The sequence below is a fragment of the Deltaproteobacteria bacterium genome (assembly GCA_016930875.1).
GTDB lineage: Bacteria > Desulfobacterota > Desulfobacteria > Desulfobacterales.
The window spans coordinates 23,601-47,528 of record JAFGFW010000021.1 but is presented as its reverse complement, the minus strand read 5'-3'; the positions used below and the strand labels follow the sequence as shown (position 1 = coordinate 47,528).

The window sequence follows — 23,928 nt, the reverse complement described above, 5'->3', positions numbered from 1 at the left end:
TTAATGTTTTTCCTCGGGTTTCCTCTTAGGTTCCTCCTTAGGCGGAATATGGCAATCCCAACAGTACGGTACGACACCCGTATAATTGTGACATTGGTCGCAAAACTCGGTCTTTCTCGCATGACAATCCGCGCTCATACACGTTTTTTGGAGGCTCATCTCATACTTTTTCCCGTTGAAAGCAATAAAAGATCTCTTGGCAACGCGGACGGTTGAGTCTCTCCACAGGTCCAGCAACTGCATGTGGTAGTTCTTCATGTATGCCTTCGGCTCCACACACTCCTTCTCCTTGACAGGAACCTTTACATCTGGTTTGGGGGCAGCCCTTCCCAACCCATACCAGATCGGAAATGTCAACAACAAGAGACCGATGATAATGCCTGCGATGATTTTACCTCCGTCATACATCTTCAGCATCCTCCGTTTCAGCAAGGGGTTCATTGCGCAAATCGACCGTCTTCTCCTTTTCTCCCTCTAACACCATGGCATTGGCCACCAGCTCGTGAACGCCGCAGACACCCGCCTCAGGCACCCAGTATTTCATGAGATCTGGGAGGACGGCCCTGTCAATGGCACAAATGCAGGAAAGCATGTTAACCCCGTATTTATCGTGAACGAACTTTACGGCATTTGCCCTCGGGAGCCCCCCTCTCATCCTGAGTTCCACGTCTTCACCCGCATTCAGGCCGGACCCGCCGCCGCAGCAGAAGGTCTGCTCCCTGATGGTAGTGGAAGGCATCTCATAGAAGTGATTGCACACATTCTTGATGACATACCGCGGCTCCTCCAAGAGCCCCATGGCCCTGGCAGGATTGCAGGAGTCATGAAAGGTGACTTTCACCTTATCGTTTCTCTTGGGATCTAATTTCAGTTTGTTGTGCTTGATAAGGTCTGCAGTAAATTCCGTGATATGTACCATCTTCGTCCCTTTTGCGCTCTCGAATTTCGTGCCCGTGAGAGGGGAAACCGGTTCTTCCAACTTACTCCCCTCCGCAATGTCGTAGTTCATGGTAGCCATATACTGGTTAATCACCCGCCACATGTGGCCGCATTCCCCGCCAAGGATCCATTTTACCCCCAGCCGCTTCGCTTCCATATACATCTTGGCATTAAGCCTCTTCATCATCTCATGGGAGGTAAAGAGACCGAAGTTTCCGCCCTCGGAGGCGTATGTGCTCCAAGTCACGTCGAGTCCAAGCTCGTGAAAAAGAATCATATAACCCATGCAGGTGTACGTGCCGGGATCGGCAAAAACGTCACCGGAAGGCGTAATAAAGAGGATCTCGGCCCCTTTTCTGTTGTAACTCGGCTCCACCCGTACCCCGGTCACTTCCTCTATCTCGTCCTGAAAAAATTCGAGCATACTCTTGTATGCATGGGGCTGAATGCCAAGGTGATTTCCCGTCCTGTAACAAAACGCCACGGGGGCTGCGATCCAGTCTATGTTCAGGCCCAGCAGGTTGGTGAATTCCCTGCCGATGATGGTGATGTCGGCTGTATCAATCCCATAAGGGCAGAAGACCGAACAGCGCCGGCACTCACTGCACTGATACAGATAGTACCACCACTCTTTTAGCACGCCATAGTCGAGATCTCTTGCTCCTGCAAGCTTGCCGAAAACCTTTCCGGCCGCTGTGAAGTTCCTTCGATAGACGGATCGTATAAGCTCTGCCCTCAAAACGGGCATGTTCTTGGGATCTGCGGACCCGATGAAGAAGTGGCACTTGTCGGCACAGGCGCCGCATCTTACACAGATATCCATAAAGAGCTTAAAGGTCCGGAACCTGTCAAGCCGATCCTTGAAGGCATCCATGACGATCTCTTTCCAGTTTTTAGGCAGCTTCCAGTCCTCATCCATTGCCGACCATACCCTTGGGTTGGGAAAGTCAACCACTTTAAGGCGTGCCGGCTCGCAGGCATAGCAATGCATGGCCGGCTTGATGTCAACGGGGGTCTGCATCCATCCCCTTTTAAGCAACGAAGGGCTGTGATCGATGTCCAATACTTCATCTTTTCTGGTTCCCTTCATTACGTCTGCTTGTTTTAGTTCTACTTCCATGATGACTCCTTTTCCAGGTTTATTCCTTACTCTGCCGGCGATGCTGATTCTTTGTCCACTGGCAATCCGGCGTCTATCATTTTCTCTCTGAATTCGTCTTCATACGCCTCATAGGTATGAACCTTGACAGGGTAATTCCAGGGATTAATGTGTCTGACCATCCGGCTATTATTAGACAGGTTTCTCGTGGGGCTGAGAAAGACACCTGCCATGTGGGTCAGCTTGCTAAAGGGAAAATAGGCAAAGAACACGCTCACCAGAAAGAGATGGATGTAAAAGAGCACGCCAATCCCCTCCGGGACCACAGGCCTGAACTGGGCCAGGCCTAGAGTCAACTCCTTCACAGCCACTATATCCACCTTGAGCAGGTAGCGCATAAGGATGCCTGTCGTGACCAAACCCAGGATCATAAAGAGGGGAAAGTAGTCGGCAGGAAGGGATATGTAACGCATCTTACCGTCAAGAATCCTTCTTAGCAAAAGATACGTCAAGGCTGCCCCAAGCAAGAAGCCGCTTTGATAAAGGGCGGGGACGAACATTTGGAAAAAACCATCGATATTTTCAATGAGAGGGACAAAAAAAGGTTCAGGCTGCGCGAAAAACCGGATATGTCTGAGTAACACGATCAGGAAGGCATAATGAAACACGATCGCCCCGAGCCACAGCCACTTGGCCGATTTATATTTGATCTCCTGCCCACTCCCAAATTCAAGCCTGGTATTCTTAAACAGGGACCGGAAACAAAGGACCTCCAGGATCATACGGCCGACAGCGCCGGCCGTGCTGGACGGGTTATCTAATTTGTCAACATAAGTTCTCTTGAGCCAGGGCAGCGTTTTTTGCTGGCCACACGTGGAAGTGATGCGGAAGGGCACCGGGCATCTCGCCCATTGCACCACCTTGTAGACCATGCCCACAAAGAATGTGATCACAGCAAGATACGGAATCACAACCCCAAAAAGCCACTCGAGGTGTGCCGCCCACACGCCAAAGAAGGCAATCACAACAAGTCCAAAAACTGCCAAGAAAGAAACCGTGAGGCTAATTATGATGTGCATTTAGTGTCCCCTCGCTTCCGTGTTAGGTTATTTGTTATTGACTTCTATCCACCTGGCCCTCTTTGAGATCCCCTTCATAGTCAGGGTGCTCATAGTTTTCGGGGAGATCATATGCCAAACCTGCCATTTTCAGTAATCTATGCGACTGATTCTTTACCGCATGGACCCTCATATCAAAAATCTTTTGCCGGCACTCGGTATAAATATCAAAGCAAAGCAAGGCCAGATCGTCGATTTTAGACTCAAATGCCGCCCACTCTTCGAGGATCCCCCCTTTTAGGATCTCACTCCCCAGCTCCTTTCTTATAACTTTCTTTAAGCCAAACACAAAGCCGACGGCCCGGGACGAAGAGAAATCCTGAATAGCCCTGACTTTCATAATGCTGTCAAGGGCCTCGGAAGTCTTGTCAGACCCTGCATCTTCCAGGAGTGCGTCATACAAGGATTCTATCCCTTTAGAGATCGTAGAGCCCACCGGATTCCCAAAGGGATCTTTTTTCTTCAAAAAGGCTTGGCTCTGCTCATGGTAAGTCTGCAGTATGACGTCACGCCACTTTTTTACTATGGGAGATCTTTTCTGCAGTAGGAGATTCTTAAGACTCATGATTAACAATGGTCCTTGTTCTCTAAATGAGAAGCGATTTCAATGAGGCGTAACCTCAATGCCTCATACACAAAATGGTCTTTCTTGTCAAGACAAAAAAGACAAAAAAGAAAAGGGGCCGGCCGACAATGGCGAGCCCCTGTTCATGTTGGTGCCGGAGGTCGGAATCGAACCGACACGGGCGCAAGGCCCGGAGGATTTTGAGTCCTCTGCGTCTACCAATTTCACCACTCCGGCTTGAGCCGCTTTCAAAAAGCAGTTTAGGGAAGGTCGGATTTGTTGTCAATATAATTGTGTGCAAGCTGTTCTGATATGCCTTGACACAGAACCGAGATATCGTTATAATTTGTATAATTTTTTATCCATATTTCCAAAATATTAAGCAAGTAGGGAGTTGCTTATGTTTGGCATGGGAATGCCGGAGATTATATTGATTCTGGCTATTGCCCTGATCGTCCTTGGCCCGAAAAAGCTTCCTGAAATCGCCAAATCCCTGGGACGGGGTATCGCGGAGTTCAAGAAAGCCACGCAGGACCTGAAGCAAAGCATTGAAGTAGACAATGACTTCAAGGAGGCCAAGGATACGATAAAAGAGATCAAGGGGGATATTCAAAAGACCGTTCACGAATCAATGGCCGCAGGCGCTGCTTCTGTTCACAAAAACAATGCATCAGAAGCAGACGATGACTCTGTGTCGGAAGAGGACCTGGAACATACCTTTGAAGAGGACGTCAAGGGAGCTCCGGCAGGGCCTGTCGCGGATACATCTCAACAAGAGGAAGACCAGGGGCAGGAGCAGAAAGGGCCTTCCAGAGATGCCTGAAGACGACAAGATCCCTTTCACCTCCCATCTTGATGAGCTTCGCAAGCGTCTGATCGTATGCTTTATTGCAATCGGCATCGGCTTTCTCGTCTGTTATTTTTTTTCAAAGACGCTCTTTAATATCCTCATGCAGCCCCTCCTCACGGCCATGCCCCCGGAGGAAAAGCTCATCTACACCGCACTCCCCGAGGCCTTTTTCACCTATCTGAAAGTCGCTTTTCTTGCAGGGATTCTTTTGGCCGTGCCTGTCATTATGTACGAGGTTTGGATGTTCATTGCTCCGGGACTATACGACAAAGAAAAACGCTGGGTTTTTCCGATTGTGTTCCTCTCTTCTTTCTTCTTTTTAGGCGGAGCCTTGTTTGGCTATTTTGTTGTCTTTCCTTTTGGGTTCAAGTTTTTTATGGGGTTTGCATCTGATGCTATTAGGCCCCTCCCGTCGATGAAAGAATATCTCGGTTTTTCCTCCAAACTTCTCTTTGCGTTTGGCATCGTCTTTGAACTTCCGCTTTTTGTAACCTTTCTCGCTAAACTCGGTATAGTGGACGTCCAGTTCCTTAAGGCCAAGCGCAAGTACGCTATCCTCCTCTTCTTCATATTTTCAGCTATCCTGACTCCGCCGGACGTCATCACCCAGATCATGATGTCCGGCCCACTGATCGTACTCTACGAGGTAAGTATTGTAGGGGCAAGGGTGTTTGGAAAAAAGAAGGCCAAGCAAGACGTGGAGGAACCTCAAGAAACCGCTGGATAAGAGGTTTTATTCTTGACACTTATGGAAAACTCTGATATCCGCAAACCATTTCTATCTACAGGTGTTTAGCGTTTTTTGTTGATCAAATTCAAGAAAGGAGGTGAAAGCGGCTTATGAAGAAACAATCATTGTTAATTCTAACGGTGACAGCCATCGCCGTTGTGTTTCTCTTTTCAGTCGGTTACGCCACAGACCCGGCTGATACCATGACTATGAACTCAAAGGTCTATAAAAAGCACAAAAAGGTTCTGGTAACCTTTACCCACAAGAAACACAACGTGGATTACAAGATTGCCTGCGCCGATTGCCATCATGTTTACAAGGATGGCAAGAACGTATGGAAAGAGGGCGAGGCAGTCCAAAAGTGTGATGCCTGTCACACAGAAGCAAAGGCGCCCAAGGAAAAGAAGGGCGAGACAAAGATACCCAAGAAGGAAAAGATCAAAAAGTACCACTACTCAGCGATTCATGAGAACTGTGTGGGGTGTCACAAGGATCTGAAGAAGGCGGCCAAGCCTACCGGACCCACGGCATGCAAGGACTGCCATCCTAAGCCCGAGAAAAAGTAAAGGCGACGGACGAGAAATAAGAATAGGGTAAGCGTCTTTCCGACCTTACCCTATTTTTTTTGATACAAAACCGCTGCCTCAACCATTTTCTCGGCCCAGGAAGGGGTTCCCAGGGCATGAATGTGCGTGTAGGTGGCGAGGGTCTTCTTGTAGCAAAGACCGTCGCTTCTGCCGTCAAATCCTTCCCCCCGGACCATCCGGAAGGCCAGATCCTCTGGTTTTCCTTTCCAGCTCAATACCTTGGAATAATGAAACTCATGGCCCCGAACCCGCATGCCGGTTTCAAAATAAGGGTTGGGCTTTTCCACCTCAAAGATCGTGTAGCCGTGCCCCTCCGGCCGCCTGGAAAACCCGAAGACAACGGGAAGGACCCCTGCCATGGGATAAGTCACGCCGTCCAGGACCAGAGATTCGCCTAAATACATCAGCCCGCCGCATTCGGCATAGACGGGAAGCCCATCTTCAGCCAGCCGGCGCACATCCTCCCGGAACCCTTGGTTTTCTGCCAGGGCTTGTGCCTGGGTTTCCGGAAAACCGCCGCCGATGTAAAGGCCGTCCAGGCTCGGAAGCCGCTGATCTGTCAGGGCGCTCACCGTGACAACCTCGGCCCCGGCGGCCTCAAGGGCCTCCAGGTTTTCAGGATAATAAAACTGGAATGCAGCGTCCCGGATCACCCCAATACGAGGCGGTGCGTCCTTGAAAATCCCCCTAAATCCCCCCTGCCCCCCTTTATCAAGGGGGGGGGTAAGGGTCAAAGGGGGGCCGGGGGGGATTTCATCGGCTACGAGACGCGGCGCCTCCCTGGCAATGCCAAGGAGCCTCTCCAAATCCAGATATTGCTCAGCCATATCAGCCGCCTTTTGGACGGACGTATCGGCCCGGCCATGCTCAGGCGTGGGGACAAGCCCCATATGTCTTTCCGGAAAGGCCTCTGCTTTGATCCTGGGTATGGCGCCAAGAACAGGAACGGCGCAGTAATGTTCGACAGTTTGTCGGAGAATTGACTCGTGGCGGGCGCCGGCTATCCGGTTGAGAATGACTCCGCAAATGCGGACATCGGGATCGAATCGGATGCACCCTTTGACCACGGCAGCTACCGTGCGCGTGCTCTTGGTGCAATCGATGACAAGGACTACAGGGGCTTTCAGGAGTTTGGCGAGTTCTGACGTACTGGTAGCGCCTTCAAGGTCAATGCCGTCGTATAGACCTCGATTACCCTCAATGACTGCAACGTCGGCGGCAAGCGTGTGGCGTGTAAAAGAAAGGAGAATGTTCTCGGCGGGCACCAAGAAGGCGTCCAGATTATGACAGGGCCGGCCGGCAGCCAGGGCCAGCCAGCCCGCGTCAATAAAATCCGGTCCCTTCTTAAAGGGGGCAATGACCATCCCGCGCTTTTGCCAGGATGCGATCATCCCGAGTGAGACTATCGTCTTCCCCGAACCCCCGCGCAGGGCAGAAATTAAAATCCGGGGATAAGCCATAAGTAAATGGTCTACTCAGCCCAAAAAGGACACAGGCTGGCCCTATTTTAGTCTTCTTCTGTGTGGGCCTGCTTGCCTGCCCCCTTAAGACCGATCAGCGTAGTGCTCCCGCTGGACCAGTACTCAAGGGTCCCTTCACCGACCATCTTGTTGACCAGGTTCTTTACCTCTCTGTTCTTCTCATCGGGCAACATCTTATAAAAGTCCTTCAGATAGAATTTGGACTTGCCCTTCTTTTTCTGTAGACTCTCTACGATTAACTTTTTGGCTGCTTCTTCGTCCATGTCTTGCCTCTTTTCGTATGTGCTAAGTATCTTTTCGCTCCCCTCGCCCTCTCTCCGCCGTAGGCGGAAGAGGGCAAAGGGAATGATTGCAATATTAATTATGCGGTTTAGGTAAACTTAAAATTGGTGCTTTGGCGCCAGGTGTAATACGCCGGGTCACGGAAATCATCGATGAGATGATGGGTAAATTCAAGTTCGCACTTCTCAAAGAACTTCTCCCAGCCGATCCTTTCGGCCCATTGGCCCAGCCGCTCGTATTTTCTCGCATCAGCCGAATATGCGTCCACTATCCTCTTGATTGTTTTGGTCAATGTCGGCCAGCGGGGCGGTTCATTCTCAATAAACGCGACCACGACCTTGGAAAACTTGGGTGCGTCTATCCTGTTTGATATCTTACCGCCTGCCATGAGCACGATACCATCCCCTTCCGTATCAGCAAGAGGCATGGACGGGCACATGGTGTAGCAGTTGCCGCAGAACATGCACCGCTCCTCGTTGACAGCCACGGAGTTTAGCTTTTTGCCGTCCGCCGTTTCATATTTGGCCGGCTTGATGGCTGCCGTGGGGCACGCCGCAATGGCAAGAGGAATCTCGCACATCTTGTCAATATATTCCGCGTCAATCATGGGCGGTTTGCGGTGATAACCCAGGATGGCAATGTCTGAGCAGTGGACCGCGCCGCACATGTTCAGGCAGCAGGCCATGGAGACCCTGAGCTTGGCCGGAAGCTTCATGTTTTCCCATTGGTCGAACAGAGCGTCCATCGTGCACTTGACCGTGCCAGAGGCATCTGTTGCCGGCGTGTGGCAGTGAATCCAGCCCTGGGTATGTACAATATTGGTAATGGAAGCACCCGTACCCCCTATGGGGAACTTGTAACAGCCGCCGGGTTGCTTCCGGCTCAGCAGGTCGTCCTTCAAGGCCATAGCCTTATCCTTGCTGTCCGTCATGAATTCTACGTTGTTTCGCGTAGTCCACCGGACATAGCCGTCACCGTATTTGTCGGCCAACTCCATGATCTCACGGATGTGAGATACGCTCATAAGACGGCAGCCGCCAACCCGGATCGCATAGAGTTCGTCTCCGCTTTCAGCCACATGAACCACAATGCCCGGCTCGAGAATCTCGTGGTACAGCCATTTGCCTTTGTTTTTCTTGATGATTGGTGGATAGAACTCTTCATAATATCTCGGTCCAATATCCGTGATTCTGTTCTCCATCGGTTTGTCGGGATTATATCCTGAAGAAATAAATGCCATTGTTGTCACCCCCTATCTTTGATGATACTTTCTGAATTCGTTGATATCGCGTTTAAATCCGCCGGGAACCTCATCTTCCTTCCAGAAAACGTACGGATTGGATCGAGGTTCCTGAATCATCTGCGGAATGGCCTTGAAACCTGTCACATCCAGGAGCTTCTGCATACCCTGCCGCTTGATCAGCTCGCCAAGGCGCTCGCGGTTCTTGCCCTCTTCCATCCACCAATCCCAGATCGGTTCAACGATCGTTTCCTTGACCTCATCATAGGGCGGCTCTACCTTAATAAAGGGCACAATTAATGTAGCCATCTGGGCGCCATCCAGGATGGGGGCCTTGGCGCCGGCCAGGACAGAACAACCCCTATCAAGGCCTACTCGAAGCGCCCTGGGCATGACATTGATGCAGTGCATGCACCGAGTACATTCGGGGGTGTTGATTTCGAGCTTGCTGCCGTCCCATCGCATACATTCCGTGGGGCAAAGATCGATCACCTCTTTCTGGATGTCGAATGGGCCCCAGTCACGACCTGCATGGGAACCGCCATTAGGCTTCAATTCTCCGCCTACATACGCCTTAACTGCCTCCTGATCGATGCGGATATCATCGCGCCAGGTGCCGATAAAGGATAAGTCAGACCGGGCAATAGAGGCCACGCAGCAGTTGGGGCAGCCATCAAATTTGAACTTGAATTTATAAGGGAACGCAGGTCGATGCAGCTCGTCCTGATATTCCATGGTCATTTGGTAACAGAACTCCTGAGTGTCGTAACACGCGAACTCACACATGGACTGACCCATGCAATCAGACGGGGTGCGCAGGTTCGACCCTGAACCACCCAGATCCTGGTTTATGTTGTGGGTCAATTCAAAGAACACCTCTTCCAACTGGGGTGTGCTCGTCCCAAGAAAGATGATGTCACCCGTGGCGCCGTGCATGTTGGTGAGGCCGCTGCCGCGTCTTTCCCACAGGTCCATGAGTTGCTCCAGGTACTCAGTGGTGTAATAGTGCCCCATGGGTTGGTTGACACGAAGGGTGTGAAAGTGCGCCACAGCCGGAAACATCTCAGGCTGGTCGCAATACCGGCCGATGACGCCGCCGCCGTATCCGAACACGCCGACAATGCCGCCGTGCTTCCAGTGGGTCCTGCCGTGTTCATACGATAATTCAAGCACACCCAGAAGGTCTTCACAGCAATTCTGGTTAAACTGGAAATCGATCCCTTTTGGATTTTCCATCCTGGACTCGTGTTCACGCTTGATGTCTGAAACAAAACTCGTCCACGGTCCGGTTTCCAGTTGATCGATCTTTGGAGTTTTGTGTTTAAATTCAACCATTATTCCACCTCCATTTGATTATTTTAGAAATCTGTTTGTAGCCGGTTCCCAATAAAGTAAAGTACCCCCTCACCTCCTCTCACTCTTCAATGATCTCCGCACGCAACCCATAATGATAATAGTGCGTGCAAAGAAAAATTGTGTGTTGTGCAAGTGGACTCTCTAAAAAAAGATGAAAACACGCTTGTGCAAGTTTTGCCTATAGACTTATTTGCGCGGTTTGTCAACAAAAAAAACCTTGGATTATAGGGTCGTTTCCGGTCTCGTTGTGGTTAAAAACCGCGAATCCTCCAAACCTTGAAAGGCTGAATGAAATCTCGAGATATGCCTTTTCAAATGGTCTCTGATCACAGGCATGTCCGGGGCGGCTTGATCACAGGCATCAATAAGGGCATGGAATCTCTCTGAGAGGTCTTGCTTGGTTACCAAACCGCATTGTCTAACGAAATCTTCCACAAAACCCATATCAATCATCCCTTGTCGTTCATGGACCCTTAGGCCTTCCAGAAAACCCTGCAGGGTGGCATCCAGACATCCATCATCGGCCCATGCAACAGCGCCCACACCGTCTAAGCGGTCCAGCCGCATCCTCAAAGACAGATTCAACAGAAAAAAGAGCAAGCCCTCCTGGACCGAAATCCCTTCGGAGCGGTCCATCATGGAGCCGTATTGCCTTGCAGTGACCAGCCTGACATCCAGGGATTCTTCCGCTGCCTTCACTATGAAGTCACCTGCCGCATGGTGCCATGGGAAGATCTGTTCAAAGGTCTCCACATCATAATACAGGGTCAAAATCCTTGCTGCCTGACGGTATACCTGTGACGAGTGCGAAGGACGAAGGTGGCAATGACCCTTGTCCGTATCCCAAAGGACGAGTCCCTGAGAACCATCCTCTCTGTCAACTGAAAGGTGGCATTCGTGATATCCTTCAAACCAATCCGCCAAAAACATAGGAAGGAACGTGTCAGCCTCACCGTTATGCCCTGAACCGCAAGAGGCTTCACCGTAAAAATAGGCCCGGGGTAAAAAGGGGAGACCATATTTTCTCCCAAGATGCTGCAACACGTCAAACTCGCTGCACAGCCGGGCCTTTCCCCTTGCCGAAACAGCTACGTTCATGACAAAGGGGACGCGAAGGTCGCCAACCATCACCTCGATCCTGGCCGGGTGGTAGTCGCTGCCCTGCTTTTCCGCATAAATCAGGATCTCTTGAATATCAGACAAAAGGAGATCTCTTGCCAGTCGCCTTGCTGTAGCATCAACGAGCAGTCCATAGCCGTCTCTTGAGATGACCTGCGTAATCCCCTCAAAATACCCGCTATAACTTAAGGCAGAAACGTCACGCGCACCAGCCTCGCAACGAGTCACGCGCATGGGAGCCTGGAACATGTGGTCATTGAAGGGGACAGGACCTTGAGGGGTTGGGAAGAGGCACTTAATCCTGGGTTGGTGGACTTCAGTCAAAGCTCTGGTTCGGAGCGCCAATGAGGTGACTCACGGGATTCGCCCAAATTGGGAAGATTCAAGCGATGATGAAAGCGAGCTAAGGATGTAGGTGTTAAGAGCATTTCCGATTCAGGGATTCCGATATAATTTTAGGCACTTTAGGCACCTATTATGCCAAGCCCAGCACCCCACGCCGCCATGGACGGCCATACAAGGCGTATGGAAAGTCCCAAACGTAGACTCACCGATACTGCTCCAGCTCTTTCAAAAACTTCGCCTCAACGTCAAATCCGTTGGCCAGGGCCTTATCGCAATACTCAATAGCCTGCTTATAGGCTCCCTTCTCAAAATAAGCCAGGGCAAGGTTGTTGTGGGCAACCGCAAAGGTGGCATCAAGCTCCAGGGCCCTGTTGGCAGCAGCAATGGCATCGTCCAGTCTGCCCTGCATGATATAGGCGCTTGCAAGGGTACTGTGGGCCTGGATAAACTCTGGGTTAATGGAGACCGCTTTTTCCAGGAAATCAACCGCCGTCTCCGGTTCACCCCTCTGCACATAGGCAAAACCAATATTTCCATAGGGTTGGGCAAATTTTGGCCTGACCTCAATCGCCTGCTTATTATACCTGATGCAGGCGTTCAAGTCTCCCTTATGCAAAGAGATGCCACCCAGCGCCACGTAAGCCTCTCCAAGGGTGGGGCATTCATTTACGGCTGCCATAAGTTCTTCCACAGCATCATTCCACTTACCTTCAGCGATCAGGCCCACGGCGAGGTTATAATGCGTGGTGCCGCACTCTGGGCTCTTGGCAAGTGTCCGTACCTGTTCCTCAATATATTCTCTGGTTGTTTTTGGTTCTTTCACAAAGTTCCCCTTTGGCCTGTGTACCCATTGAGCCGTTGGACCGGTCTGCCCATTGAGCCCGTTTGGCTCGTTGACGCTTTTGCCAACTAAACGGGCCAAAAAAGGAGGGAATAAGTCCAAGGGCCCATTCCCTCCTTAAGTGGCATGTTCTTCATAGAAGCCGGCATACCACCTGCAAATTATTCAATGACATGAGCCCTCGTTAAAATCGAACGAGGCGCCTTGCCTGCAAAAGGATTGTAGAGTTTCATCGTTGCACATCACTAACGCGCCCCCGTGCCCCTTCCGGATATATCCCTTCCAGCAAGAGGCTTGTAAAGCTGTATAATTGCATACTTCATGATGTCCAGGCTCTTATTATCCGTTATAAAGCCCATCAAGATATTCTCTCCGTTTTCTGGAAGTACGCCGGCATTCGAAGAATCAAAGGTTAATTCCGGGAAGCCTTTCACAAGCTTCTTTTGTTCCTTCTTGTTGACCTCTACCTGAATCGCTTTCTTGCCATCTATTTCTTGAATCTTGTCGGTCAACCCGGCATCTTCAACCTGCTTGAGTTTTGCATCATCCAAGAAGACATTGATGTAATAGTCTGCCATCTGCACACCTCCTCAATAAAATCGCTTCATAAAATCGCTCTGCGATTTTATATAACGTCCGCCTCCGGCGGACTCAAAAGAAGATAATTCCTCTTCATACGATATGCTTCCTGCCGAAAACGCGCACCCCCCCTTCCGTTCGCAGAACTTTTTTTTACACGGTAATTATGCCAATTCCAAAAGATCAGTTTCGTATATTACAACACTGCTCTCCTGTCAAGAGCAGTGAAGCATCAATGAAACGGATGAAGCCACAACCCAATCCAAAAGCGGTACATATTGTGGCCCCTTTGACCCTGACGGTCTCGTAAAAAGTCGAAATCCGCCTCCGGCGGACTGTCATTCCGGGCTCTCCGCCATAGGCTCTGGCCCGCAGGCGGGCGAAAGCCGGAACCCAGTTTATTCAGCAAGTTACAAAGGCTCTGGACTCCGGTTTTCACCGGAGTGACGACTTTTTACGACTTCATCAACCTTGACACACAAGGCCATATCTCCGTATACTACCGCACAAAAAAGGGAGTTCTGTATCATTCTATCCTCGGGAGTAAGAGTCTGAATGGAATTTCAGAATCGGGTCAGAAACGAGTATGGCAAATGCGACATTCCGTCCAATACAATTCACAGAATAAAGGACGGGTTACGAAAATTGGGGCTCGACGTTGGATACGCCGCCTTTCGGGTGTCGGACACTATCTATTGGGGGCGGACATGGATTGATTCAATCAGAATCGTCTGTAATGGAAAAGGCATCACCCCGGAGCTTGCGGAGGCCAGCGCCTATGCAGAACTGGCTGAACGGCTCAGCGCCGGGCTGTTCTATCCGGTTTTTGAAGAACAGGTAAGGTTTAACGCTCCCGCCCTTTACAACGAAGCAACTGACAGGTTTCTAAATTCTGAGTGGATGGGGGGATATGTACACGCCCACCAGGACGATTTGGACAATCCCCTAAGGATAGAAACCTTGCTGGCCAACGAACGTCATCTGACAGGCAGAGACATTGAGGACATCAAGAACAGCAGAATGGCCAGTCATTGGGTTGACGGTTTTTCAATAGTCCATAAAGAGACAGTGAAGGTTCCGGCCAATTTTATTGCATATATTCACGGGTCTAACGGGATGGCGGCGGGAAATACAATCGAAGAGGCGATGATTCAGGCCACATGTGAAATATTTGAACGTCATGTCCAAATAAAAGTAATCAAACCCGAAAAAACAGTTCCCTCAATTGATTTGGATTCCGTGGACAATCCAGCCATAAGGGACATGATTAGATTCTATCAGGAAAACAATGTTGATATGATAATTAAGGATCTTTCTCTTGACGGACTGTTGCCCGCCATAGGCGTTCTCTTCATCAACAACAACCTGCGCCCTGATCGCCTGGAACATAGAATATTGATACCGGGCGTGTCTTTCAATCTGGACGAAGGTCTGACAAGGTGCTTTACGGAAAGCATGCAAGGCCGGGAAACTCTATTAGCTCCCCGTCCACAGTTGGATAGACCAGTTGTCCACAGGTCTCACGTTAATGATCATTACTTGCTGATGAAATGCAGTATTTCTCTAAAAGACATCTCATTTCTTGAACAAGGAGAAACTACAACTTATAAGAACATGAAAATCAAAGATGTTCTTGGCGAGATTGAGGAACTCAAAAGGATATGTAAACTGTTCGATACCGATTGTATAATATTAGACCACACCCATCCGGTGTTGAATTTCCCGGTGGTAAGAGTAATTATCCCACGGGTTTCTGATTTTCTACCTTTCTTAAGACAAGACATTCTCGTATCTGAAGCAACAAGACCTTCCACTGCGTGGCGTGGAGAAGAATTTGGCAAGATAATGCAGAGTTTTTTTGCATGAAGTGGCAATATGTGGTTCAGGACTTACGTAACACAAGACAGACCCATTCGCGGTCTGTTTCTTCCCGGATCAATCTGAGGCCTTGTTCTGCATAGGTTTTTCCAAGATCTTTCGATGCGGGCTCCTTGAAACCTGAAAGAACCAAAACCCCATTTTGCTCCATCTTTTCTGATAGAAGGGATGATAGCCTCCTGAGCGTTGGGTAAGCCAAATTGGCCACAACAACGGAAAAGCACGTCTTGAGGTCCTCCAATGGCGCGTTCGAGATGGCAACTCGTGCAGCAAGATTGTTCAAGCAGACGTTTTGCGTTGCCTCGGATATGGCACAGGCATCAATGTCAATGCCAATGACTTCTTGAACACCCAGTTTAGCCAATGCAATAGCCAGCACGCCCGTGCCTGTCCCGACATCTAACCCTGTCACGGAGGGCTTGCGCTGTGACTCAATTTTATCACCTAAGGCAAAATCCAAGGCTTGCAAGGCCAGACAGGTAGTTGGATGGGCACCATTTCCAAAAGCTGCTCCGGCTGCCAGATCGATTACCACCTCTTCCGGTTGTGGTCGGTACGCCTTGCCGGGCGGCTTGATCACAATCCTTTTGGAAATCCGCACCGGCCTGTCAAATGATTTTTCCAAGAAGCTGGTGCCATAAAGATATGTGTAGCTGAGCTCCCCCAGACCGACCAAATCCTTGATAGCAAGCCTGACAGTCTTTCTGTCGATACCACTGATACCGGCAACAGCCTTTTCGACCTCACCGGGGGTCATTTTTCTGTTGGCTTCGATGACTGTGTTGTATATTATCTGTTTTAGATTTTGGATCATAAGGCACGGCCTAAGGTTGCATCATAAATCGGTACTGTTCTCAAGGCGGCAGCCGCAAATCCGAATATCGTGCTGTTTTCAAGGCGTCACCCGCAAATCCGAAAGAAATACGAATTTTCAAATTTCCTAATCTTTCAAACTAAGATGTCCACCTTGTCCCCAGCCTACAGAGAATCAGAGAAACCGCGCTGCCCTTTCTGCGGACAGGCCTTCGGGAGACCCCCGGAAGTAGACCCCAGACGCGAAGGGGACTTTTTCAAGTGGCTTTGCCCCTGCGGAGCCGTTGGCGTCTATGACGTGACCGGACACAATCTCGGAGACGCTTTGATGGAAGCCATTGCCTGTGCCTGTGATGACGATTGGGATAAGGCATTGGACATGGAAGCCGACAAGGACTATGAAATAAGATACCTTGACGGCTACCACCCCGGTGATCACAGAGTCCTGGGCGGCCGTCCGGCCTACAGGAGCGGCCTGGGTGCCTTCGTCTTTGTGAAGCTTAAGTACTCAAAGTCCGTCCGCTGAGCGAACGTCTCAGAATTTCTGGCGGTTGAGGAGCCCCTTGGCCTCACAATATCGCCTGCGTCTTTGCATCCAGGAGCCTCTCCTCCCTGTCAAGATAAGTTTCCACGGACAGGCCTAGCCTGGCAGCGAGTTTTACCCGAAGCTCCTCAAGCTGGATATTGTTCGGCAGATTCAAGTCCTTGGCAATCGCCTCGGATTCTTCCAGTCTGTTCAAATCAAAAAGGGTCTGTGCCCGGACCAACCTTGCCCTCGGTCCGTCTTCTCCTGTCTCGTTCAGTATCTCCAGCGCCTTCTCCGGCTTGGCATTCACACGAAATATATGGGCTGCATGGGACCGGATTACTGGATTTCCCGGAAGTCCCTTGGTGAGAACGGTCGCCGGGTCCACAAATCCAAGCTTAAGATAAAGGTTTATGAGCATCAAAGCATCGCTTATCTCAGGCATCACGCCCTTTATCGTGGCTCCACGAAGCGTCTTGTAAAAAAGGTCGATATTGTGTTGCCGCAATGCTTGCGTATCCTCCAACGCGTATGCGTTACGCAATGTCTCCTCATCCAGGTCCTGGTAGTTTTTTACTGTCATCGGTTCCATGGTGTGATGCACGTGAACTCGAAAGGTGACGACTTTGCCGGCCAGATCCCTCTGCCCATAGGCAACCGGAAAGGTCATGTCAAATCGTGCGTACTCCCCCGGCCCCATACCCACAAGGCGCTTCTCGAATTCCGGCAAGAGCGTTTCCTTGCCAAGTATCGCTTCCTGAAACCTGGCGCATGTTAGAGGCACCACCCTGCCATCAGCCTTACCCTGGCAGTCGTATATCACCCTGAATCCGGGCCGGGCCGTCTCCCGGCTCACCTTGAAACACAAAAAGGGGCCTTGCAGAAGCTCTTTAACAGCCGGGTTTCCGGGAAAGTCTTTGTCCAAAAGCCTCATGCAATCCAGAGCCGCTCCATATTCTTCAAGGGCAAGATATATGCGGGCCAGCAAACAGGTGGCCTCAGGCCGATCCGTCAGGGCGCTGCGGTTTTGAGTAATAAATGCGGCCCTGTGGAAAAGATTTCTGCCTGCCCGCACATCTTCGGCAAGATCGTTACGGTTTAACCTCCATATCAGACTCATACGTCGGATTTCATCAGCCGACATGGTATCGGTCTCGTAGTCTCTGCATACACTCAAGTAAGCAGGTCGTGTGTAGCGAAAAGGACGGATACCGTATCCTGCGGGGTCATCACTCATGGGGGTGCCGAAAAAAAGATGGGCTTGCTGGGATATGGAGTTCCCTTCGACGGCCACCCGGTTATTTTTTACAAATGCCAGGGTGCCCAGCGCCTGGTCAATGCTTTCCCCGGCAAGACCAAACATGCTGAAGAGTTCCACATTCATGCCGGCCTCCTGGGTCAGGCGAATAACCTCCGAAAGGCGCTCCAGATCAATCGGTTTCTTAATCTTTTCAAGAACTGCAGGGTTCGCCGACTCAAGTCCGTAGGCCACATTATCGGCGCCGGCGCGGCTGAGCAAGGATAGCAGTTCACGGTTAACAAGATCGTATCTGGTCTGGCACCAGAAGCTAATCCCCGGCGCCTCTCTAATGATGGCCTCAAGAAGGGTGACCAGACGCTTTCGAGAAACGGAAAAATTCGTATCAGCAAACCAAAATGCCGTGATACCTTTGGACTTGAGGTGTTTCATCTCCGCCGTAATCCGCTCCGGCGAATAAAATCTGACCCTGCCGCCGCTCGCTCTTGGAGTGTAACAGAAGGCACACTGGTAGGAGCATCCCCGTGAGGTTAACATCACCACCCGTTGCTTGTGCCGCAAATCGATCAGGTCCATCAGATACGGAGAGGCATACGTATCGAGGTCTTTCGCGCCATGTGCCACACCGGTCTCAATGATTTCATCTTCCTGCAGGAGACACAGCCCCCGGACAGCGCTGATATCTGTCCCCTCTGTAAGGGCCTGCGCAAGACCCAACATGACATCCTCCCCTTCGCCCCTGCAAAGAAAATCGATCTCCGGCATATGTTTCAAGCCCTCGCCTGGCATGAAGGTTACCTGAGGCCCTCCGATAATGATCTTGACAGCAGGGGATAACTTCTTGGCAAACCGGGCCCAGAGCCTTATCTGCTCTATGTTTTCCTGGTAAGCAGTAAAGCCGATGACAAGCGGTTGGTTCGTGTGGATGGCCTTTGCCAAAACCCTGGGTTTCAGGGGGCTGTCGGCAAAGTCCCCCAGGATCTCTCCGGTGAACCCGTGGTTTTTCAAATGGGCAAGTATTGTGGCCTCGGATATGGGGATGGTATCCGGAGACGCAATGGGAGCTAACAGGTTGATATGAATGAAGAGAAAATGGGCAGACATATAGGATTGCGAATTTGCGGCTCACGCCTTGAAAACAGTATAGATTGCGGATTTGACCAAGACGACATTTTCAGCGTATTTGTTGGGCCTATGTTTGTCGGGTTTAAGTGAACACCTGTAGATGACGGCATCCTCCGGTCACGCCTGACCCTGTTTTTTCAGCAATTCCCGGTACCAACAGGAAAATTCGTACATACCCTTATACCGGTCGTCGTCCTTAATGATTCCCAGACAGATTTCCCAGACCCCCTGGCCGAAGTCATTGCTATATTCTTGCGTGTCCCAGGTAGCCAGGAATTCCCTGGCCAACTGAATGGCTGTATGGTTCGACTTCGCCGTACGCATATCAATGGGATCTTTTGGCTCAATAAAGGGATCCCATTCGTCGTAGCCTTCTTTTTTGAGGATGTGCTTTTGCCGCCTGGGAGACATGCTGTCAAAAATGAATTTCTTTCTTTCTTCCTCTTCAGGGGACAGTTTCCGCATATGGGTACCTCCTCAATCAAACCCCAAAATATTGTTCGTCATAGTCAGTCATCAAGGCCACTGAAACAGGCACAAGCCCCATATGCATCTTTGAGTTCTTTGATCCAATCTCATCAAGAAGTTCTTTAGACAGCTCAAAAAGGCGGTCATTCATATTGTCGAGATTGACCGTGGGATAGGCGACCCCCTCCTTAAAACCGGCTTTTCCGCAAATATGGGCAGCCCCCCCGATCGAGGTCGGAATGCCATAGACTCTGCACGTAATGGGCCGCCGGGCATACAGGTCACACAGGTCCTTGTCATTGAGAAGGGGACATTGTACTCGCTCCTGGGCCAACTGCGAAAATACCTCTTCAGGAGGTTTTCCCTTGTCTATGTACATTTTCTGAAGCTTTTGTTTGATCTGATAATATTTGCGATCTGCTTTTTCGGCCCGTCTGATAATCGGACGACGCTCTTTCCTGGCGAGCGATTTGTTGAAATGGTAGTTGATATAGACCGATTCGACAAGCGTGAGATCAAACACGGCATAGCAGCAGTCACAGCAATGGACCTCGCAGCGCACGCAATCCCCGTGGCTTTCCTGCACGGCCTTAAAAATCTTGTCAGCCTCGGAAACCAGGGCCTCGTATTTCTCGAAAGTCTTTGAAAAATCCAACATGATCCTCCCTCACTGGATTTAATCTTGTCTTGATAACAAAGATCCGGCATGGCTGTCAACGACCAATCAGTGTTGACAAGACCAGCGCTTTACTTTATCCGAAGTAAGTGTTTACCTCCCGTCACATCATGAGATATGAACTCGAACATCTGGGCACAGAGTTGGGGACCGGATGGTTTGCACCCATGCCCGTTAAGGATCTTGATTTTGAAGACGGCCTTGACTACATCCGGGAACATCCCAACGATGAGTTTTTGCATAAGTATCTCTTGCACCTGGCAGGAACCTTCGGGCCAAACTTGACTCGCCAATTGATAGAAAGGGGTAAAAACGACGACCCCCACCTTATGGCACTGATGTATGAAGCCTGCATCCTGAACGACAGATTGCGTGCCTTGAAAAATGAATTCCGCAAAACTGACATTAAAAGCCTGGCAAGAAATACACCCTTGATCTATATCAACTGGTCCTTGAGAAAAGACCTCGACCAAAAAGCCTACTGGCTCAAGCTGTTTTCCGAAAACATCCTCCGGCACAAACCGGCAAGCCTCCCAAAGGATTTACAGCATCCCATTCTCTTTGATCGTGAGACAATGGATGCCTGGCACAAGAGAGTGGTCCCCATCACAGACCTGCTGCGTCAACGCGCGCCGGCAATATCCAGAGGAGACGCCGCGGCTGGATTCAATCCCGCGGAAACCTCGCGAAAGGCCGTGGAGGCGCTGAAAGCCGTTGACCTTAGGATGGGCCCGGAAATGAAAACTCCGGGCAGCCTCAGTCCTTACGCCATTCAGATACCGTGGCATCTTCATGTTAGCGTGTCCGTGGGGAGAAACCATTGGCAATTGAACGGCACCCAGACGAGCTATGGTAAGGGACTCAATATTGACCAGGCAAAGGCTTCGTGCTTGATGGAAATAGTTGAAAGGCGCTCGGCCTTTGCCGGTTTTGACTCTGAAAGGGCTCTCCATTACAAACACGGCCACCTATTGATTCATGCGCGTTATGAAGACTTGAAAAAAGGATCTTCTGAGGTGTTAGACCCCAACGACATGTGTCTTGAGGCGCCCTATGAAAACCAGCCTCTCTATTGGATTTCCGGTGAAAGTGTGGATGAAAAGGGGGCACATCCGGCCTATGTGCCGGCCCAAATAGTGTTTCTGTTCTGCAATCTTGATGAAATAAGCCTCACAACCGGCGTACCCTCCACCGGTCTTGCCTCGGGAAATACCCTTGAGGAGGCCAAGCTGAATGGTTTGCTTGAGGTCATAGAAAGAGATGGGGAAAGGATTATGCCCTATTCCCGCGAGAGGTGTTTCTCGCTGGATTATGACGATCCTCAAGTAAGGGGCATTTCCCAACGTTGCACAAAGGGGGGTGTCCGGATCCAATTCCTGGACATCACGTCTGAGTTGGGCGTTCCCTGTTACAAAGCTTTCATTGTTGGCCCTGAAGGAAAAATCCTCAAAGGATGCGCAGCCCATCTCGACGCGAGAAGGGCCGCTGTGTCAGCCCTGATCGAAGTGCCGTTCCACTCCTCGTGGTTCTCCTCAATGGCAAAGCCTGAGGGTCTAAAGACCATAAAGCTTGACCACCTTCCGGATTATTCGTCAGGGGACATCAGCCAGGACCTGAGGCTTTTGGAAAGGCTTTTGGTCATAAACGGCTACCGGCCCATTTATGTCAACCTGACGAGAAAGGATCTGGACATACCTGTAGTGAAGGCCCTGGTACCCGGTCTCGAGATGTTTGCCGAATTCGACCGGTTTTCCACCCTGAGCCTCCGGCAATTTGTCCATTACCTGAAGGCTTCACAATGACGGCAATCCGGCCACGGCATATCCTGGTACTAAAGAGACATTTTGGGGACCGAACTCAATCTGATACGCAATGATTTCGGTAGGCACTCCTTGTTTGAAGCGCCAACGCCGCGCTGTACAAAATCGCGCAGCGATTTTGTCACGGAGCGATTTTGTCTTGACAACCCCCACTCGGGTGCTTAAAGTAGTTTTTGGCATATACTCATAACGATTACTGTTCCAGTTGTGTCCGGTTAATTAGGATCGCGGAACGATTTCATAACGGTGCCATCATGGTAAGACCACTTAAAAGTCGTCTTGTAGAGATCGACCCTGAAATAAACTATTTCAAACCACGGGGTGTCCCCATGATGGAACTGGAGCAGGTCCAGTTGACCGTGGATGAACTTGAGGCCTTGAGACTGGCTGATTTCCTCAACATGTCTCACGAAGAAGCGGGCAAACAGATGGGGGTGTCGAGGGCAACATTTGGACGTATTATTGAACAGGCCCGAAAGATTGTGGCAGACGCCTTAATACACGGCAAGGCGATCAGTGTGGACGGTGGCAACTATGAAAGAGTGGACACCTTGGTCAACCGAGTCTTCTTGTGTGATGGCTGCCAATGCTGGTGGGAAGAGCCGCCTGCTACAGGGTCACCGCAACAATGTCCGTCATGCGGACATGACGAGTTCCACCGAGTAGGGGAAAAGGGATAGAAAGAAACCAAAAAAGGAGGCGCAAAATGGCAAAACTAACGCAGGAAATGAAAGATGTCATGGAAAAAACCAGGGGTTATGCCGTAGCAACTTGCACCAAGGATGGGATCCCAAACGTGGTTCCGATACACTTTGTTAAGATCCTTTCTGATGATGAGATCATGTTGGCTGACATTTTTATGAAGAAAACCTTCGAAAATATTCAGCAAAACCCCATTATGGCCATCTCCGTATGGGATTGGGATGTCAAACCCCGCAAAGGCTACCAATTCAAAGGAACGCCAAGGATTGAAACATCAGGCAAGATTCACGACATGGCTGTTGAGATGGTTAAAGCTGAAAAGCCTGATTTGACAGCAAAATCGGCCCTTGTGCTAAAGATTACAGACATCTTTGTCACCAGCCCTGGGCCAAATGCCGGCAAAAATGTCGAAGAGATCGAATAGAAGCGTTTGAGGGAGAAGACCAACTATGAAAATAGCCATTTCATCAACAGGGCCCGACCTTGACTCAGTGGTCGACCCCAGATTCGGCAGATGTCAGTATTTTATGATTCTGGATCCCGATGACATGAGTTTCGAGGCAGTGCCAAATGCAAACCTGACGCAAGGGGGTGGCGTGGGAATACAATCGGCCAAGGTCGTAGCTGATAAGGGAGCAAAGGCAATCCTTACTGGTAATGTCGGGCCTAATGCCTACGAGGTCCTTTCAGAAGCGGGCCTTGATGTGATAACCGGCGTTTCCGGAACAGTCCGCGAGGCCGCCGGGCAATACAAGAGCAGGCAATTGCAACCAACAGATAAGCCCAACGCCGAGAACCATGCCGGCATGCAGGCCTATGTCAACCAACCACCGAGCCCCTCGCCTCAGCAAGTCCCTGGAATCGGCTTTGGTGCAGGTGGCGGCATGGGCATGGGTCGCGGCATGGGAGGCGGTCGCGGCATGGGAGGCGGTCGCGGCATGGGAGGCGGTCGTGGCATGGGAGGCGGTCGTGGCATGGGCATGGGACGTGGTCTACAGGCCTCATCCCCCATGGCATCTGGATCAAAGTCCACGAGGAAAGAAGAGCTTTCATATCTCAAGGAAGATGCCGAGGTTCTACGTGGACAGATGGAAGAAATCCAGCGGCGGATCAAAGAACTGGAAACTCGGAAATGAAGCTCCCCGCAGCAAGCTGCGGGGTATCAAAGCGTAACTTCGCCGTAGTTCGCCTTGCCTTTCATCCCTGCAGCAAGTCGCCGACGCGCCATAGCTTGGGCAACGGTGCGCTGCAGGGTATTCCGGCGAAGGCGAATAAGATCGCTGAGCAATTTAGTTGAAGGAGAAGACATGCCAAGAGGAGACAGAACAGGCCCAAGAGGTCAGGGCCCCGGAACAGGCAGAGGAATGGGTCAAGGCGCTGGGGGTCGCGGAAAAGGCGGCGGCTTTGCAGCAGGCCCCGGGGGAAACTGCGTTTGCCCCAGCTGTGGCGAAAAATCTCCCCATCAGCTTGGAAGTCCTTGCTTTGAACAAAAGTGCCCCAAGTGCGGCACGGCAATGACGCGGGAATAGGT

The 23,928-nt window shown here is 50.7% G+C and carries 25 protein-coding genes and 1 tRNA gene; 10 read left to right on the top strand and 16 right to left on the bottom strand.

The genetic code is table 11. From position 1 onward, the window contains the following. The 5 genes from dsrJ to JW883_02045 form a co-directional block, all read right to left on the bottom strand. Nucleotides 1-408, bottom strand: a complete 408-nt coding sequence (gene dsrJ, locus JW883_02065; protein ID MBN1841049.1) for a sulfate reduction electron transfer complex DsrMKJOP subunit DsrJ — start codon at nucleotides 406-408, stop codon at nucleotides 1-3. Then, entirely contained in the window at nucleotides 401-1,960 is a 1,560-nt protein-coding gene (locus JW883_02060; GenBank protein ID MBN1841048.1) for a (Fe-S)-binding protein, read from the bottom strand. Before JW883_02060 ends, dsrJ begins: the two co-directional genes overlap by 8 nt. 125 nt (nucleotides 1,961-2,085) lie before the next feature. Next, entirely contained in the window at nucleotides 2,086-3,117 is a 1,032-nt protein-coding gene (dsrM, locus tag JW883_02055; protein MBN1841047.1) for a sulfate reduction electron transfer complex DsrMKJOP subunit DsrM, read from the bottom strand. A 34-nt stretch (nucleotides 3,118-3,151) separates the two neighbouring features. Further along, on the bottom strand, nucleotides 3,152-3,721 hold the full coding sequence (locus JW883_02050; GenBank protein ID MBN1841046.1) for an RsbRD N-terminal domain-containing protein: 570 nt from the start codon (nucleotides 3,719-3,721) through the stop codon (nucleotides 3,152-3,154). Between the two features lie 149 nt (nucleotides 3,722-3,870). Further along, nucleotides 3,871-3,958 (bottom strand) — tRNA-Leu (locus JW883_02045). Between the two features lie 163 nt (nucleotides 3,959-4,121). Between JW883_02045 and tatA the strand changes: the two genes are divergently transcribed. The 3 genes from tatA (at nucleotide 4,122) to JW883_02030 (ending at nucleotide 5,867) form a co-directional block, all read left to right on the top strand. Beyond that, complete coding sequence (tatA, locus tag JW883_02040; GenBank protein ID MBN1841045.1) at nucleotides 4,122-4,544, top strand: twin-arginine translocase TatA/TatE family subunit; 423 nt, start codon at nucleotides 4,122-4,124, stop codon at nucleotides 4,542-4,544. After that, nucleotides 4,537-5,298, top strand: a complete 762-nt coding sequence (gene tatC, locus JW883_02035; GenBank protein MBN1841044.1) for a twin-arginine translocase subunit TatC — start codon at nucleotides 4,537-4,539, stop codon at nucleotides 5,296-5,298. Before tatA ends, tatC begins: the two co-directional genes overlap by 8 nt. Before the next feature lie 113 nt (nucleotides 5,299-5,411). Then, nucleotides 5,412-5,867, top strand: coding sequence for a cytochrome c3 family protein (locus tag JW883_02030; protein MBN1841043.1), 456 nt, complete (start codon nucleotides 5,412-5,414; stop codon nucleotides 5,865-5,867). A 50-nt stretch (nucleotides 5,868-5,917) separates the two neighbouring features. Here JW883_02030 and JW883_02025 read toward each other — a convergent pair whose 3' ends face one another. From JW883_02025 to JW883_01995, 7 genes are all read right to left on the bottom strand, one after another. Then, nucleotides 5,918-7,348, bottom strand: coding sequence for a cobyrinate a,c-diamide synthase (locus JW883_02025; protein ID MBN1841042.1), 1,431 nt, complete (start codon nucleotides 7,346-7,348; stop codon nucleotides 5,918-5,920). Between the two features lie 47 nt (nucleotides 7,349-7,395). Beyond that, the gene (locus tag JW883_02020) at nucleotides 7,396-7,632 is read right to left on the bottom strand and encodes a dissimilatory sulfite reductase D family protein (GenBank protein ID MBN1841041.1); all 237 of its coding nucleotides are present in this window, start codon (nucleotides 7,630-7,632) and stop codon (nucleotides 7,396-7,398) included. Between the two features lie 107 nt (nucleotides 7,633-7,739). Then, entirely contained in the window at nucleotides 7,740-8,891 is a 1,152-nt protein-coding gene (gene dsrB / locus JW883_02015) for a dissimilatory-type sulfite reductase subunit beta (GenBank protein MBN1841040.1), read from the bottom strand. Nucleotides 8,892-8,903: 12 nt separating this feature from the next. After that, entirely contained in the window at nucleotides 8,904-10,226 is a 1,323-nt protein-coding gene (dsrA, locus tag JW883_02010) for a dissimilatory-type sulfite reductase subunit alpha (GenBank protein ID MBN1841039.1), read from the bottom strand. Nucleotides 10,227-10,469: 243 nt separating this feature from the next. Then, nucleotides 10,470-11,600 (bottom strand): hypothetical protein, encoded by a 1,131-nt coding sequence (locus JW883_02005; GenBank protein MBN1841038.1) that lies wholly within the window; start codon nucleotides 11,598-11,600, stop codon nucleotides 10,470-10,472. A gap of 313 nt (nucleotides 11,601-11,913) precedes the next feature. Continuing rightward, a complete protein-coding gene (locus JW883_02000; GenBank protein ID MBN1841037.1) occupies nucleotides 11,914-12,534 on the bottom strand; it encodes a tetratricopeptide repeat protein in 621 nt (206 codons plus the stop codon). Between the two features lie 263 nt (nucleotides 12,535-12,797). Beyond that, the gene (locus JW883_01995; protein ID MBN1841036.1) at nucleotides 12,798-13,130 is read right to left on the bottom strand and encodes a hypothetical protein; all 333 of its coding nucleotides are present in this window, start codon (nucleotides 13,128-13,130) and stop codon (nucleotides 12,798-12,800) included. A gap of 556 nt (nucleotides 13,131-13,686) precedes the next feature. Here JW883_01995 and JW883_01990 point away from each other — a divergent pair. Further along, on the top strand, nucleotides 13,687-14,997 hold the full coding sequence (locus JW883_01990; GenBank protein ID MBN1841035.1) for a YcaO-like family protein: 1,311 nt from the start codon (nucleotides 13,687-13,689) through the stop codon (nucleotides 14,995-14,997). Nucleotides 14,998-15,013: 16 nt separating this feature from the next. On the opposite strand, the gene JW883_01985 is transcribed toward JW883_01990, so the two are convergent. Then, nucleotides 15,014-15,823, bottom strand: coding sequence for a 50S ribosomal protein L11 methyltransferase (locus JW883_01985; GenBank protein ID MBN1841034.1), 810 nt, complete (start codon nucleotides 15,821-15,823; stop codon nucleotides 15,014-15,016). A gap of 153 nt (nucleotides 15,824-15,976) precedes the next feature. Here JW883_01985 and JW883_01980 point away from each other — a divergent pair, with 153 nt between their 5' ends. Beyond that, nucleotides 15,977-16,348 carry a hypothetical protein gene (locus tag JW883_01980; GenBank protein MBN1841033.1) on the top strand — a complete coding sequence of 124 codons (372 nt, stop codon included), beginning with the start codon at nucleotides 15,977-15,979 and terminating at the stop codon, nucleotides 16,346-16,348. Between the two features lie 43 nt (nucleotides 16,349-16,391). Here the strand turns inward: JW883_01980 and JW883_01975 are convergent, their stop codons facing one another. The 3 genes from JW883_01975 to JW883_01965 all read right to left on the bottom strand — a co-directional run bounded on the left by JW883_01975 (nucleotide 16,392) and on the right by JW883_01965 (nucleotide 19,860). Further along, on the bottom strand, nucleotides 16,392-18,710 hold the full coding sequence (locus tag JW883_01975) for a radical SAM protein (GenBank protein ID MBN1841032.1): 2,319 nt from the start codon (nucleotides 18,708-18,710) through the stop codon (nucleotides 16,392-16,394). Nucleotides 18,711-18,848: 138 nt separating this feature from the next. Then, entirely contained in the window at nucleotides 18,849-19,196 is a 348-nt protein-coding gene (locus JW883_01970) for a hypothetical protein (protein MBN1841031.1), read from the bottom strand. A gap of 16 nt (nucleotides 19,197-19,212) precedes the next feature. After that, nucleotides 19,213-19,860 carry a YkgJ family cysteine cluster protein gene (locus tag JW883_01965; GenBank protein ID MBN1841030.1) on the bottom strand — a complete coding sequence of 216 codons (648 nt, stop codon included), beginning with the start codon at nucleotides 19,858-19,860 and terminating at the stop codon, nucleotides 19,213-19,215. A 125-nt stretch (nucleotides 19,861-19,985) separates the two neighbouring features. Here JW883_01965 and JW883_01960 point away from each other — a divergent pair, with 125 nt between their 5' ends. The 5 genes from JW883_01960 to JW883_01940 all read left to right on the top strand — a co-directional run bounded on the left by JW883_01960 (nucleotide 19,986) and on the right by JW883_01940 (nucleotide 23,915). Then, on the top strand, nucleotides 19,986-21,677 hold the full coding sequence (locus JW883_01960) for a YcaO-like family protein (GenBank protein MBN1841029.1): 1,692 nt from the start codon (nucleotides 19,986-19,988) through the stop codon (nucleotides 21,675-21,677). Between the two features lie 272 nt (nucleotides 21,678-21,949). Next, a complete protein-coding gene (locus JW883_01955; GenBank protein MBN1841028.1) occupies nucleotides 21,950-22,375 on the top strand; it encodes a DUF134 domain-containing protein in 426 nt (141 codons plus the stop codon). 26 nt (nucleotides 22,376-22,401) lie between these two features. After that, entirely contained in the window at nucleotides 22,402-22,821 is a 420-nt protein-coding gene (locus tag JW883_01950) for a pyridoxamine 5'-phosphate oxidase family protein (protein ID MBN1841027.1), read from the top strand. A 25-nt stretch (nucleotides 22,822-22,846) separates the two neighbouring features. Then, nucleotides 22,847-23,533: a NifB/NifX family molybdenum-iron cluster-binding protein gene (locus tag JW883_01945; protein ID MBN1841026.1), complete on the top strand. Its 687-nt coding sequence runs from the start codon at nucleotides 22,847-22,849 to the stop codon at nucleotides 23,531-23,533. Nucleotides 23,534-23,690: 157 nt separating this feature from the next. Next, entirely contained in the window at nucleotides 23,691-23,915 is a 225-nt protein-coding gene (locus tag JW883_01940; GenBank protein ID MBN1841025.1) for a hypothetical protein, read from the top strand. Nucleotides 23,916-23,928: the final 13 nt, after the last annotated feature.

Excerpts from the sequence above, each read along its gene's own strand:
- dsrJ (MBN1841049.1), bottom strand. The coding sequence starts at position 408 with ATGTATGACGGAGGTAAAATCATCGCAGGCATTATCATCGGTCTCTTG.
- JW883_02060 (MBN1841048.1), bottom strand. The coding sequence starts at position 1,960 with ATGCAGACCCCCGTTGACATCAAGCCGGCCATGCATTGCTATGCCTGC.
- dsrM (MBN1841047.1), bottom strand. The coding sequence starts at position 3,117 with ATGCACATCATAATTAGCCTCACGGTTTCTTTCTTGGCAGTTTTTGGA.
- JW883_02050 (MBN1841046.1), bottom strand. The coding sequence starts at position 3,721 with ATGAGTCTTAAGAATCTCCTACTGCAGAAAAGATCTCCCATAGTAAAA.
- tatA (MBN1841045.1), top strand. The coding sequence starts at position 4,122 with ATGTTTGGCATGGGAATGCCGGAGATTATATTGATTCTGGCTATTGCC.
- tatC (MBN1841044.1), top strand. The coding sequence starts at position 4,537 with ATGCCTGAAGACGACAAGATCCCTTTCACCTCCCATCTTGATGAGCTT.
- JW883_02030 (MBN1841043.1), top strand. The coding sequence starts at position 5,412 with ATGAAGAAACAATCATTGTTAATTCTAACGGTGACAGCCATCGCCGTT.
- JW883_02025 (MBN1841042.1), bottom strand. The coding sequence starts at position 7,348 with ATGGCTTATCCCCGGATTTTAATTTCTGCCCTGCGCGGGGGTTCGGGG.
- JW883_02020 (MBN1841041.1), bottom strand. The coding sequence starts at position 7,632 with ATGGACGAAGAAGCAGCCAAAAAGTTAATCGTAGAGAGTCTACAGAAA.
- dsrB (MBN1841040.1), bottom strand. The coding sequence starts at position 8,891 with ATGGCATTTATTTCTTCAGGATATAATCCCGACAAACCGATGGAGAAC.
- dsrA (MBN1841039.1), bottom strand. The coding sequence starts at position 10,226 with ATGGTTGAATTTAAACACAAAACTCCAAAGATCGATCAACTGGAAACC.
- JW883_02005 (MBN1841038.1), bottom strand. The coding sequence starts at position 11,600 with ATGCGCGTGACTCGTTGCGAGGCTGGTGCGCGTGACGTTTCTGCCTTA.
- JW883_01995 (MBN1841036.1), bottom strand. The coding sequence starts at position 13,130 with ATGGCAGACTATTACATCAATGTCTTCTTGGATGATGCAAAACTCAAG.
- JW883_01990 (MBN1841035.1), top strand. The coding sequence starts at position 13,687 with ATGGAATTTCAGAATCGGGTCAGAAACGAGTATGGCAAATGCGACATT.
- JW883_01985 (MBN1841034.1), bottom strand. The coding sequence starts at position 15,823 with ATGATCCAAAATCTAAAACAGATAATATACAACACAGTCATCGAAGCC.
- JW883_01975 (MBN1841032.1), bottom strand. The coding sequence starts at position 18,710 with ATGTCTGCCCATTTTCTCTTCATTCATATCAACCTGTTAGCTCCCATT.
- JW883_01970 (MBN1841031.1), bottom strand. The coding sequence starts at position 19,196 with ATGCGGAAACTGTCCCCTGAAGAGGAAGAAAGAAAGAAATTCATTTTT.
- JW883_01960 (MBN1841029.1), top strand. The coding sequence starts at position 19,986 with ATGAGATATGAACTCGAACATCTGGGCACAGAGTTGGGGACCGGATGG.
- JW883_01955 (MBN1841028.1), top strand. The coding sequence starts at position 21,950 with ATGGTAAGACCACTTAAAAGTCGTCTTGTAGAGATCGACCCTGAAATA.
- JW883_01950 (MBN1841027.1), top strand. The coding sequence starts at position 22,402 with ATGGCAAAACTAACGCAGGAAATGAAAGATGTCATGGAAAAAACCAGG.
- JW883_01945 (MBN1841026.1), top strand. The coding sequence starts at position 22,847 with ATGAAAATAGCCATTTCATCAACAGGGCCCGACCTTGACTCAGTGGTC.